Origin of the sequence: Streptomyces sp. NPDC088354 (assembly GCF_044753585.1) — a bacterium.
Lineage (GTDB): Bacteria > Actinomycetota > Actinomycetes > Streptomycetales > Streptomycetaceae > Actinacidiphila.
Genome location: NZ_JBIVNJ010000087.1, coordinates 1 through 11,315, shown reverse-complemented (window position 1 = coordinate 11,315; position 11,315 = coordinate 1). Strand labels below are relative to the sequence as shown.

Genomic DNA, 11,315 nt, shown 5'->3' with positions numbered 1-11,315 from the left:
AAGACCCGGCACAGCGACAATTTGGGTCAAACCCGCCCCACCCTTATAACCCCCCCACTCACCAGTTTTGGGCCCCCGCCCCCCGGGGGGGGGGGGCCCCCGGCGGGGCCCCCCCCCGCCTCCCCGTTCCAGGAGAATCCAGAGATGCACGTACCCGTAACGCGCCGGACGGCCACCGTCCTCGCGCTCGTCCGCCCCGCCGCCCTGGCCCTGCTCCTGGCCTTCGCGATCACCGGCCTGAGCGGCGGCCCCGCGCGGGCAGCCGGCGGCGACGTCACCTGGACGGTCAGGACGGCCGCGAACGGGTACGGCGACGACCGCTCCAGCTACAGCTACGACGTGAACCCCGGCAACCAGGTCAAGGACGCCATGGTCGTCGCCAACCACGGCAAATCCCCGCTCCGGCTGGCGCTCTACGCCGCCGACGGCTACACCACCGAGACCGGCCAGCTCGACCTGCTCACCAAGGGCCAGAAGTCCGTCGGGATCGGCGCCTGGGTCCACGCCGACCGCGACAGCGTCGTGATCGAGCCCGGCAAGACCGCGCAGATCCCCTTCACCGTCTCCGTCCCGTCCAACGCGACACCCGGCGACCACGTGGGCGGCATCCTCACGTCCCTGAAGCAGTCGGACGACGCCGCGGGCATCAACGTGGACCGGCGCCTCGGCATCCGCGTCTCGCTGCGGGTCAGCGGCGCGCTCAAGCCGCGGTTCGCGATCGAGGACCTGAAGGTCGGCTACTCCGGTTCGGGCAACCCGTTCGCCAAGGGCGACGCCACCGTCAGCTACACCGTGCACAACACCGGCAACGCCACCTTGTCGGGAAGCCAGGCGGTCTCCGTCACCGGCCCGTTCGGCTGGCTGCGCACCGAGGCCGGCCGCATCGCCGCCCCGCCGCAACTGCTCCCCGGAGAGAGCTGGAAGGTCAAGGTGCCCGTCCGCGGCGTCGCCCCCGCCGTGAACCTGGCCGCGAACGTGACCCTCACCCCGCTCCTCACCGACGCCTCGGGCACCACCACCCCGCTCCAGCCGGTCCGGGCCACGGCCCACGGATGGGCCGTCCCGTGGACGCTGCTCGTGCTGGTGGTCGTGGTGATCGCGGCCGTCGTCGGCGGGCTGCTCCTCGCGCGCCGCGCCCGCGCACGCCGCAAGACGCAAGAGGACGCCCGCGTCCAGAGCGCCGTCGAGAAGGCGTTGCGCGACCGCACGACGCGGGAGAGCTGAGCGGCCGAAGCGCGGCGCGCGTCCCCGGCCCCGGCGGCCAGGAGGGCGTGCGCCGCGCGGGCGTGACGTGGGGGATTGCCGTCGGGGCGGGAGCAAGGATGCGCGGCGCGGGCGGAATTACCCCAGGGAGATCACCACATCCACCCGCGCCTCCACCGAAACCCTCTGCCCCGGTGGTGCTTTGCACCCCAAACCAGGACGTTCCGGCAGACTCACCCGGTGTCCAGGACACTCAGGTCATCGTGACGTGTCGTAGGTGTCGTAGGCGGCCACGACGAACGCGACGACGTCGCGCTCCAACGCGCCGCCGCGGGGCCCGCGCCGGATCATGTCCGTCCCGTGGTAGCCGCTCCGGTCGATGACGAGCCGCTTCTGCGTCGCCGCCGACGCCGCGTAGACCTCGCGGACCTGCTTCTCCACCGCGCCGTTCATGTCCCCCGGCGACACGGCGAACAGGGACGGGGCGTCGATCTTCCGTACCGCCGCGACCGCGTCCGCACCGCCGCAACGGGCGGGTGAGGACATCATGAGCAGCCCCACCAGCGGGAGTTCGCCGTCGGCCCCGGCGACGGCCGCCGTCGTGCCGCCGCACGAGGCACCGCCGAGGAAGACCCGCTCGGCGCCGAGGCGCTCGAGCTCGGCGAGCCCGGCCCGCGCGTCGCGGTCGATGTGCTCGTTGTCCGCGACGTGCTCCGAGGCACCGTGGTTGCGGTACTCCGGGATCACCACGCGGTAGCCGCGCGAGGCGAGTTGCTTCCCGATGTCGATGAACGAGCAGATGTTGTATCCCTGTTCGTGGTCGAGGAGCACACCGTCGGGGCCGTCCCCCAGTTCGAGGGCGGACAGATGGACGCCGTCACTGGTGGTCAGCGTCGTGACCCTGTCACGGAGCGAGGCGGGCACGCAGGTGTCGACGAGGTACCCGGCCTTGGTGCGGGCGGTCCGGTCGGGCCAGCTGGGGGTGTAGTCCACGGGCCGATGCGGGCTGGGCCGGTTCGCGCCGGGCGGGTTCGTACGGGGCCGCTGCGCGGGCGCGCCGGCCGACGGAAGCCGCACCGACGCCCTGGTGGGCTCCGGCGCGCCGGCCGCCCCGGGGGCGGAGGAGCAGGCCGACAGCCCCCAGAGGCACAGCAGCGCGACCGGGAGCGCCGAGCGAAGTGTTGTCACGTTCGTCCTTGTGTGTGGGTGCCTGGGAGCGCCGGTGCGACGGTCCCTTCGCTCTGACAGACGCGCGACTCCTGCGCGCGTTGCGGGTGGCTCCCGAGTTCCTGGCGGCAGGGCCGGAAGCCGCACGTGTCACACGGTTGTCTACGATCGGTGGCATGAACCCACGCACCAACGCCGCTTTCCACGCGGACGGCGCCGCGCGAGCCTGGGGCGCGGCGTTCCGGTGTATCGCCGGCGCAGAGCCCGGTATGAGGCAGCACGCCGGCCGGGACGAGACCCACATGATCTTCACCGGCAGCGAGGCCCCCAGCGTCAACGGCGTGTACTCCTTCGCGCCCACACCATCGGCGGAGCAGATCGAATCGCTCGCCTCCCTTGCGGCGCAGACCGCCGGGGAATTCCCGCGGCCGGTCCCGTGGTGCATCCAAGTACGGTCGCGCCCGGGCGAGTCGGTGCTGCGCACGGCCGCGCGGTACGGCCTGACCCAGCAGTCCTGGGAACCTCTCATGGTGCGGGACCTGAGCACTCCTCCGGGCATCCCCGGGGCCGCGCCGGACCTTCGGGTGCGCGCAATCTCCGGAGCCGAGTCCGGGCGTTATGCCACCGCCATGGGTGCGGGTTTCCAGGCACCCACGGAGATCTTCGCGGCCCTGGCCACCCCGGCGGTGCTGGACGCGCCGGCCATCACGGCCTATGTGGGCGAGGCCGACGGCGAGGTGGTCGCCACGGCCATGGGCATCGTCACCGACGGGCATGTCGGGGTCTTCAACGTCTCGACGGTCCCCGCACACCGCAAGCGCGGTTACGGGCGGCGGCTGACCGAGCACGTCGTGGCCGAGGGCCACCGGCACGGCGCACGGACCGCCTATCTGCGTGCCAGTGACATGGGGCTGTCGCTCTACACGTCCCTCGGCTTCGAGGTCGCCGAGCACTGGACGTATCTGACCGCTCCCTGAGACTGCCTCGATCGACAGGGCCCGTCGTGCCGGGACCAAACCGGGGACCGCAGACGGGGCGACCGGCGCCGCCGTCGCGAGCGCGTCATGGGCCACCAGGAATCGACAGGCACCATGGAGGCGTCGACCGCGTGCGCGGCGCTCGCCGCGTCCGGTCCCGGTGCGGGCGCAGTATCTTAGCAGTGACTAAAATTCCCGTCCCGGACCGGAGGCGACCATGGCTGGGGGCCGACCGCGCACCTTCGACAGCGACACGGCCCTCGACCGCGCGCTGGAGGTGTTCTGGCGCCAGGGCTACGAGGGCACCGGGATCTCCGACCTCACCAAGGCGATGGGCATCAACAACGCGCCCAGCCTCTACAACGCCTTCGGGAACAAGGAACAGCTGTTCCGCAAGGTGCTGGACCGGTACGCCGACGGCCCCGCCCGCTACATCCGCGAGGCGTTCGCGGAGCCCACGGCCCGTGCGGCAGTGGAAGCCCTCCTGCACGGCGCCGCCGACGCGACGACCGATCCCGGCCATCCGCGCGGCTGCATCACGGTGCAGGCCGCCCTGGCGTGCTCGCCGGGCGCGGAGGCCGCACGCGACGAGCTGACGGCGCGCAGGGCCGCCGGCGAGGCGGCCCTGCGGGAACGGCTCCAGCAGGCGGCCAGGAACGGCGAACTCCCGGAGGACAGCGATCCGGAGGGCCTCGCGCGCTACTTCTCCACCATCTACCAAGGCGTGGCAGTCCAGGCGGCCGGTGGCGCCACCCGGGAGCAACTCCACCAGATCGTGGACATGGCCATGACTGTCTGGCCGCCGCGGCCGGGCGCCTGACGCGCGGACTCCGCCGCCTGCGTGCGGCGGGGCGCGGTCACCTCCGCGCGGGGCCGGCGCGGCGCCGCGCCGTTCTCTGACCCCACGACCCCACGCCCCAGGCACCCGCCGCCGTCCGGCATGCCGTCGCGGCCGCGTGATCCCCCCTTCGATTGACACGCGCTCCCGGCCGGTCTAGTTTTTTAGTACTCGCTAAAAAATGCTGGGCGCACACGCCGTGGCCCGACCGCCGCTCTCCAGGGAGGGGCCCTGCCGTACCGCGTGTGCGCCCACGGACATCAAGGAGCACCACCATGGGACAACTCGACGGCAAGACGGCCATCGTGACCGGCGGCACCAGCGGAATCGGCCTGGCCACCGCGGAGCGCTTCGCGGCGGAGGGCGCGCACGTCTTCGTCACGGGCCGCCGCCAGGACGCGCTGGACGCGGCCGTGGCCAGGATCGGCCACCACGCGACCGGCGTCCGGGGCGACGTCGCCGATCTGGCCGACCTCGACCGCCTCTATGCGGCCGTCGCCGAGCAGAACCGGCGCATCGACGTGCTCTACGCCAACGCGGGCGGCGGCGAGTTCGCCACCTTGGAACAGGTCACGGAGAAGCACTTCGACCAGACCTTCGGCATCAACGCCAAGGGCATGCTCTTCACCGTCCAGAAGGCACTGCCGCTGCTGAACGACGGCGCCTCTATCATCCTGACGTCCTCCAACGCCGGCACCCTCGGGAACGAGGCGTTCGGCGTCTACGCGGCTTCCAAGGCCGCGGTGCGGTCCTTCGCCCGTACCTGGGCCGCCGAACTCAAGGGCCGCTCGATCCGCGTCAACACCGTCAGCCCCGGCACGATCGACACCCCCGGCATCGACGGCCTCGCTCCCGACCAGGAGCAGGCGGACCAGCTCAAGTCCTTCATGGCCGGCACGATCCCGATGGGCCGCATCGGCCGTCCCGAGGAGGTGGCGGCCGCTGTCCTCTTCCTCGCCTCGGACCAGAGCAGCTTCGTCACCGGTATCGAGCTCTTCGTCGACGGCGGCCGCAACCAGATCTAGCGCCGGCACCGGTCACGGGCCCGGCCGCAGGCGCGGGCCGCCCGGCGAACTGCTCCGCCGGACCGTACTTCCACAGAGGGGACAGAAGACATGCGATGGGGTCCGACAGGGATCTGGAGTATCGAATTGCGGGCGGCCGATCCGCGTGAGATCGCCGACGCCGCCGCCGAACTCGACGAACTGGGCTGGGACGCCTTGTGGATACCGGGTCTGGGGGGCGGCGACGTCCTCGGCGACTCGGAGCGCCTGCTGCGGGCCACCCGCAGGGCGAAAGTGGCTGTCGGGGTCGCGAGCATCTGGCGGCACCAGCCGGCCGAGACGGCGGCGGGACACGCGCGCCTTCAGAACGCCTACGGCCGGCGGCACCTGCTGGGCCTCGGTGTCAGCGACCCGGCGGCCGCCCGGAGCGCGGGACACCCGTACCGGCCCGTCGCGGACATGGCCGCCTATCTGGACAGGCTCGAGCAGGCACCCGCACCGGTGCCCGCGGCCGAGCGCGTCATGGCGGCACTCGGCCCCAGGATGACGGAGCTGGCCGGTCGACGCACCGCCGGTGTGCATCCGTTCATGGTCACCCCCGAGTACTCGGCCGCGGCACGGGAGCAGTTGGGCGAAGGGCCTCTCATCGCGCCGTACCAGGCCGTCGTCCTCGAGGAGGATCCCGGTAAGGCCCGCAACGCGGCACGCGAGTTCCTGGGCGCGTTCCTCGGCATGGACCACTACGCGCGGAGCCTTCTCCGACAGGGGTTCACCGAGGAGGACCTCGCCCGCGGCGGCAGCGACCGACTCATCGACAGCGTCGTGGCCTGGGGAGACGTGGAAGCCATCGGTACGCGGGTCCGCGCTCATCGTCAGGCGGGCGCCGACCATGTCTGCCTGCACGTCGTGGGCGCGGGCCCCGCGATGCCCCTGCCCCAGTGGCGGGAGCTGGCACCGCTCGCCTCCTGAGGGCCGCGCGGCCGTCTGCGGTCCGCGCATGCGCCGGTCCGGGGCCTCCCCAGGGTTTGGACTTGCGGGTCCAATTTCTGCGACGCAAGGTGGACCGCGTTCCGTCCGCACCCAGAGGGGCAGCACGATCATGTCCGCACGCCTGCAGCACAAGACCGCCCTGGTCACCGGGGCCACCAGCAACATCGGCCGGGCCATCGCCGTGGCCTTCGCCGCGGAGGGGGCACACGTGGCCGTCTCGGGGCGCAGCAAGGAGCGCGGGGAGGAGGTGGTGGCGGAGATCCGCGCCCTGGGCGGGACCGCCAAATTCGTTCCCGCGGACCTGGACGGCAGCGCAGCCGCCTCCCGGCAGCTGGCGGAGGAGGCCGGCCGCGCACTGGGCGGCCGCATCGACATCCTGGTGAACAACGCGGGCATCTACCCGAGCCCCACGACTCCCGACACCGACGAGGAGACCTTCGACCGTGTGGTCGCCGTCAACATGAAGGCGCCCTTCTTCCTCACGGCCGCCGTCGCACCGGCCATGGCCGCCTCCGGAGGCGGCGCGATCATCAACCTCGGGTCGTGGATCGCCCGGCTGGGCATATCGCGAGGCGCGCTCTACAGCTCCACCAAGGGCGCGGTGGAGACGTTCACTCGGGCCTGGGCCGCCGAGTTCGGGCCGGGCGGGGTGAGGGTCAACGCCATCTCCCCCGGAGTGGTCCAGGTCCCCGGCCACGCTTCCGAGGCCATGATGGCGGGCACCCCCGCGGGAACCGTGGGCTCCCCCGAGGACATCGCCCAGGCCGCGGTGTACCTCGCCTCGGACGAGGCGCGGTTCGTCCACGGAATCACCCTCGACGTGGACGGTGGCCGCACGACCGCGGCCGTGATCGCCGCCTGACGCGCGGGGAGCGCCGTACAGCGGGGCGGTCCCGGACGCCGTCGTCCGGGACCGCTCCGCTGTACGGCGTCGGGAACGTCAGACGGCCGGACCGGCGACGAGCTTCGGGTTCGTCCCGTACTGGTTGTCGCCGGGCTGGCTGTCGCCGCAGAAGAAGACCAGCAGGACGATGCCGCCGATGCACGGGATCAGGCCGAGCAGGTAGAGCCAGCCGGTGCGGCCGGTGTCGTGCAGCCGGCGCACGGAGACGGCGATCGAGGGCAGGAGCACCGCGAGCCCGTACAGCCCCGGCAGCAGGGCGAAGTCGATCGCGCGACCGATGAAGAGCAGCACGATGTAAATGATCAGGTTGAACAGCGCGAACATCCAGAACTCGGTCCGGCGCGCCCGCCCGTTGAAGACCGCGTACTTCTTGAGCACGTCGAGGTACCAGTTCATTGCGATTGCCCCCAAGGCCATGGTGTGAGGCTCGTCTTGAAAAGATCGAGCACGCGGAAGTTATGAGCCTTGTACTGCGCAGGTCAAGACACGTTTCGATAACCGGCTCCGCGCACGGCGCGCACACCCGCGCGGCACGTCTTTTCGGGCGCCATCGACTGCGCGCACACGCGCGTTCGCCCGCCCGACGCCGTACGGCAATCCCCGCGCCACCGGCCTCCGTTTCGATGCGGACAAGGCATCAGCCGGCCCTTTTGGACAACCCCAGGAATTTCCGTGCTCCGCGATCTCGTCGTCCGCTCCGTCCTCGGCGTGCTCAAGGCGGTGGGCTGTGCGTACTGGTATCTCTGGCGCCGGCGCACCTACGTCCCGTACCACGACGTGCGGAACATCGAGTACCACGGTGTGACTCGACACGGCGAGACACCGCAGGGCACACCGCTGCCGCGGCCGTCCGGCCCCGGTGACGGCGGTCGCCGTACGCCTCCGGAGCCGGACGGGGACGGGCTCAGGCCAGCCGGGTCCGGTAGATCTGCTGGGTGACGTCCCGTTGGGTGCGGGTCGCACCGCGGTCGGTGGTGAACACGACCGTGCCGCCGTGCAGGGCGGGCCAGGTGTTGTTGCCGAGCGTGGTGACCTGCCGGGCGTCCGACCAGGTGCCGGTGGCGTCGAGGGTGGCGGTGAGGACCTTCCAACGCCAGTCGGCGGACCGGGAGTCGTACCAGACCGCGCGTACGCGGCCGTCGGGGTCCTGGGCGACCCGGGCGCGCTGGCTCATCGCGTCCGGGTCGTGGGCGACCTGCCGGTACGGGCTCCAGGTGGCGCCGCCGTCGGTGGAAGTGCTCGTCCGCACCTGGAGGTTGGCGCCCGAGCTCTGCAGGGCGCCGGACTCCCAGATCGCCACGAGCGTGCCGTGCGCGTCGACCGCGACGCTCGGGTGCCGGTCGGCGCGGTCGGTGACCGCGCTCACCGCGACCGGGGTGCCCCAGGACCGGCCCGGTGCGGTCCGGACCGCTGCGAGGATCTGCCAGTTGTCGGGATCGGTGCCGCCGCCGGCCGGCTGACCGGCCGGCGGGGTGTGCCCGGTCCACAGCGGGTCCGGGTCGTTCCGGTCGTCCTGCCAGGTCACGACGGCGTGCTTGCCGCCGGTGACGGTGACGGCCGGGAAGAGCGAGGCGGGGTAGCGCGGTGACCGGGCGTCGGCGGGAGTGCCGGGGCTGGTGGCCTTGCCCGCCGCGGAGATGTTCACCGCCGCCTTGTCGACACCGACGATCTGCGCGTACACGTCGAAGGCGCCGCCGCTGTTGTCGGACCAGACGACCAGCGGGTGCTTGTCCTCGATCAGGGCCAGCGCGGGGTTGACGGCCCTGCCCTTGCCCTTGCTGACCTTCTGCGGGGACTTGAAGGAGGAACCGCCGTTGCCGCTGGTCGCCATGAGGACCGCCGGCCGGTGCGGCTGCTCCTTGCCGCGTTCGTCCTGCCACACCACCCACACGTCGTCGCCGTGGGCGGCGATCCGCGGGAAGCGGGCGGTCGTCGAATCGCCGGACAGGGTACGGGCCTTGCCGGGCCTGCCCTTGCGGTCCAGCCGGACGTGGACGATCCGGGTCGCCTGGCCCTCGTGCACTTCGGCGACGACGTGGGTGACGTCTCCGGCCACCGCCACGTCGGCGAAGCCGGTGAAACCGCCCTGCTCGCCGATGACCAGGGCCCCGTGGTCGGCGGTGGTGTCGGCGTCCGGCAGCGGGATCTCCGGCAGCGGTTCGGCGGGCGCTCCCACGGACAGGAAGACCGGCGAGGTCGCGGCGCGCAGCTGGTCCGGGAGGGTCGGGTCGGCCTCCGAGCCCGACGCGCTGCCGGGCGAGCGGACCTCGACCCGGTACCAGGTGTGGTCGCCGCCCTTCATGTCGAGCGGCAGATCGTACGTCTCGTTGCCCGTACGCGGCACGAACGTCGCGACCGGCCCAGCGGAGCGGCCCGGTGCGGCGTACACGTGCACGGTGGTGCCCTTGCCGGACCGCACCTTCACCCGCAGGCCCGCCTTCCGGGGGAGCTTGCGTCCGGTGACCACGACCTCGTCGCCGCCGATCGCCTCGTAGACGCCGTCGCCGTCCGCGTCGGCCTCCAGGGTGACGAAGGGACCGGTGATGTTCTGCGACACAGTGGTGCGGCCGGCCCGGAAGCCGTCGAGGATGCCGCGGACCGAACGCTCCGCGGCGAAGACCCGGGTGGTGGGCTCACCGGGGCTGTCGACGTCCCACAGCTCGCGGAAGTGGCAGTCGCTGGCGGCGGCCACGCCGAAGCGGAAGCCGCGGTTCCAGCGGTTCTCGGCGTACTCCATCTCCACGTCGGGGTCGCTCGCGACGTTCAGCACCTCGACCAGGTCGCTGCCCAGCACGCTGGCGTTGGCGTTGACGCCGCCGGCCCGGGTGTACTCGCCGTCGTCGGGGTGGGCCTGCGACCACACGGCGTTCTGGGCGTGGACGTCCCACACGGACTGCTGGACGTGCCGGTAAGCCGCCGAGCCGGGCGGGTTGGCCCCGTCCACCACCACGTCGACGTTGCCGAGCACGATGGCGTGCGGCGAGCCGTTGGCCTCCTCACCGGGCAGGAGGAGCAGCTTCGAGGACGTCCACTGCGGGTCCCACACCTGGTCGTAGGTGCGGTGGTCGGTCAGCGGCATGAAGTCCAGGCCGACCTTCTCCCCCTGGGCGATCTGGTCGCCGACCGGGAGGTTGCCCGGGAGGGTCTGCTTCGAGGTCTGGCGCGGACCGCTGCCGTCGGAGGAGTGGTCGTCGTGCACATGAGTGTCGCCCGCAAGCCACCGGCCCTTGGGGGCCTTCGCTCGCCTGGCGGGCACGGCCGCCGGGGCGGGCCGCCCGGGGCGGCCGGTGACCGTCGCGGCGTCGGCGACGCCTGCGCCTATGGTCGCGGCCGCGACCGCCGCACCTGCCGCGACCAGCAGATTCCTTCGGGGCAGGTGGCCGCCCAGCGGCTGGTTCGGGACGCCTGTTCGTGTCGGGGCATGCATCGGGGCAACCGCCTTTCAGTCCACTGCGCCGGGGAAGGGGCAGTGCGCTCACGACGCTAGAAAGATGCATGCGCAAATACATGAATTCGCCGCGACGCGACCCTTCCGGTCAGCGGAACACCACGGGCGACGGCGGCGAGAGCCGCCGCCTCGCGGTCGACGCCGGATGTGCCACGGCTCGCGGGCCGCGCCCGATCTCCCGCGTCAGGCCGTTCGCTTCGCCGGCGGCGCGTGCCGGCCCCGTGGCCGGGCGTCTCGAACGAGGTCCGCACCCGCCCGTCTCGGACCGGAGGAAACGGTCGCGGACCCGGCCGTTGAAGGACCCGCGCCGGCGGACGTACCCCTCCGTGAAGTCCCCGTGCGTCCGCGTCGGTTCACCCAGCCCGGCACACCTCCCCCGCGGCTCGGCGCTCACCGGGCGGAGCACCTCCTGCGGCGGGACCCCCCGCACCGCCCCCGATGGGTCGGCGTTCGCCGGGGCGCCGGGACCACCCGGCCCGCGCGCCGCACCCGCCCGTCGCATCGATCACCGGAGAAGGGAAACGCACCGATTTGCCGCTGCCGGTCGGCGCTCCTACGGTCGTGGGACAGGCTCGATCACTCTGGGCAAGGGGCCCGCTCATGGCGACCGTCAGCGATGCCTTCTACCGCGTCCTGCGCCATCACGGCGTGAGCGCCGTCTTCGGCAATCCCGGGTTCAACGAGCTGTTGTTCCTCACCGGCCTGCCCGAGGACATCCCCTACTACCTGGTCCTCCAGGAGGGCGCCGCCATCGCCATGGCGGACGGCTACGCCCAGGCCACGG

General features: G+C 72.3%; 11 protein-coding genes. 8 read left to right on the top strand and 3 right to left on the bottom strand.

Annotated elements, in window-relative coordinates; genetic code table 11:
* The first annotated feature begins 144 nt into the window (after window positions 1-144).
* A complete protein-coding gene (locus tag ACIP98_RS41070; RefSeq protein ID WP_401981797.1) occupies window positions 145-1,224 on the top strand; it encodes a WxL protein peptidoglycan domain-containing protein in 1,080 nt (359 codons plus the stop codon).
* Window positions 1,225-1,461: 237 nt separating this feature from the next.
* On the opposite strand, the gene ACIP98_RS41065 is transcribed toward ACIP98_RS41070, so the two are convergent.
* Window positions 1,462-2,391 carry an alpha/beta hydrolase gene (locus ACIP98_RS41065; protein ID WP_401981794.1) on the bottom strand — a complete coding sequence of 310 codons (930 nt, stop codon included), beginning with the start codon at window positions 2,389-2,391 and terminating at the stop codon, window positions 1,462-1,464.
* A gap of 155 nt (window positions 2,392-2,546) precedes the next feature.
* Between ACIP98_RS41065 and ACIP98_RS41060 the strand changes: the two genes are divergently transcribed.
* From ACIP98_RS41060 to ACIP98_RS41040, 5 genes are all read left to right on the top strand, one after another.
* On the top strand, window positions 2,547-3,347 hold the full coding sequence (locus ACIP98_RS41060) for a GNAT family N-acetyltransferase (protein WP_319657572.1): 801 nt from the start codon (window positions 2,547-2,549) through the stop codon (window positions 3,345-3,347).
* 217 nt (window positions 3,348-3,564) lie between these two features.
* Window positions 3,565-4,167, top strand: a complete 603-nt coding sequence (locus ACIP98_RS41055) for a TetR/AcrR family transcriptional regulator (RefSeq protein WP_319657573.1) — start codon at window positions 3,565-3,567, stop codon at window positions 4,165-4,167.
* A gap of 293 nt (window positions 4,168-4,460) precedes the next feature.
* Window positions 4,461-5,210 (top strand): SDR family NAD(P)-dependent oxidoreductase, encoded by a 750-nt coding sequence (locus ACIP98_RS41050; protein ID WP_401981790.1) that lies wholly within the window; start codon window positions 4,461-4,463, stop codon window positions 5,208-5,210.
* Window positions 5,211-5,300: 90 nt separating this feature from the next.
* On the top strand, window positions 5,301-6,158 hold the full coding sequence (locus ACIP98_RS41045; RefSeq protein ID WP_319657575.1) for a TIGR03620 family F420-dependent LLM class oxidoreductase: 858 nt from the start codon (window positions 5,301-5,303) through the stop codon (window positions 6,156-6,158).
* A 130-nt stretch (window positions 6,159-6,288) separates the two neighbouring features.
* Window positions 6,289-7,041: an SDR family NAD(P)-dependent oxidoreductase gene (locus ACIP98_RS41040; protein WP_401981788.1), complete on the top strand. Its 753-nt coding sequence runs from the start codon at window positions 6,289-6,291 to the stop codon at window positions 7,039-7,041.
* Window positions 7,042-7,119: 78 nt separating this feature from the next.
* Here ACIP98_RS41040 and ACIP98_RS41035 read toward each other — a convergent pair whose 3' ends face one another.
* On the bottom strand, window positions 7,120-7,479 hold the full coding sequence (locus tag ACIP98_RS41035) for a DUF805 domain-containing protein (protein ID WP_401981800.1): 360 nt from the start codon (window positions 7,477-7,479) through the stop codon (window positions 7,120-7,122).
* A 276-nt stretch (window positions 7,480-7,755) separates the two neighbouring features.
* Between ACIP98_RS41035 and ACIP98_RS41030 the strand changes: the two genes are divergently transcribed.
* Complete coding sequence (locus ACIP98_RS41030) at window positions 7,756-8,022, top strand: hypothetical protein (RefSeq protein ID WP_401981785.1); 267 nt, start codon at window positions 7,756-7,758, stop codon at window positions 8,020-8,022.
* Here ACIP98_RS41030 and ACIP98_RS41025 read toward each other — a convergent pair.
* Complete coding sequence (locus ACIP98_RS41025) at window positions 7,988-10,510, bottom strand: CehA/McbA family metallohydrolase (RefSeq protein ID WP_401981782.1); 2,523 nt, start codon at window positions 10,508-10,510, stop codon at window positions 7,988-7,990. The two genes, ACIP98_RS41030 and ACIP98_RS41025, sit on opposite strands and share 35 nt — an antisense overlap.
* Window positions 10,511-11,131: 621 nt before the next feature.
* Between ACIP98_RS41025 and ACIP98_RS41020 the strand changes: the two genes are divergently transcribed.
* Window positions 11,132-11,315, top strand: a 184-nt coding sequence (locus ACIP98_RS41020) for a thiamine pyrophosphate-binding protein (protein ID WP_401981780.1), incomplete at its 3' end; no start/stop codon positions are given.

Coding starts and splice junctions, on each gene's coding strand:
- ACIP98_RS41070 (WP_401981797.1), top strand. CDS start 145: ATGCACGTACCCGTAACGCGCCGGACGGCCACCGTCCTCGCGCTCGTC.
- ACIP98_RS41060 (WP_319657572.1), top strand. CDS start 2,547: ATGAACCCACGCACCAACGCCGCTTTCCACGCGGACGGCGCCGCGCGA.
- ACIP98_RS41055 (WP_319657573.1), top strand. CDS start 3,565: ATGGCTGGGGGCCGACCGCGCACCTTCGACAGCGACACGGCCCTCGAC.
- ACIP98_RS41050 (WP_401981790.1), top strand. CDS start 4,461: ATGGGACAACTCGACGGCAAGACGGCCATCGTGACCGGCGGCACCAGC.
- ACIP98_RS41045 (WP_319657575.1), top strand. CDS start 5,301: ATGCGATGGGGTCCGACAGGGATCTGGAGTATCGAATTGCGGGCGGCC.
- ACIP98_RS41040 (WP_401981788.1), top strand. CDS start 6,289: ATGTCCGCACGCCTGCAGCACAAGACCGCCCTGGTCACCGGGGCCACC.
- ACIP98_RS41035 (WP_401981800.1), bottom strand. CDS start 7,479: ATGAACTGGTACCTCGACGTGCTCAAGAAGTACGCGGTCTTCAACGGG.
- ACIP98_RS41025 (WP_401981782.1), bottom strand. CDS start 10,510: ATGCATGCCCCGACACGAACAGGCGTCCCGAACCAGCCGCTGGGCGGC.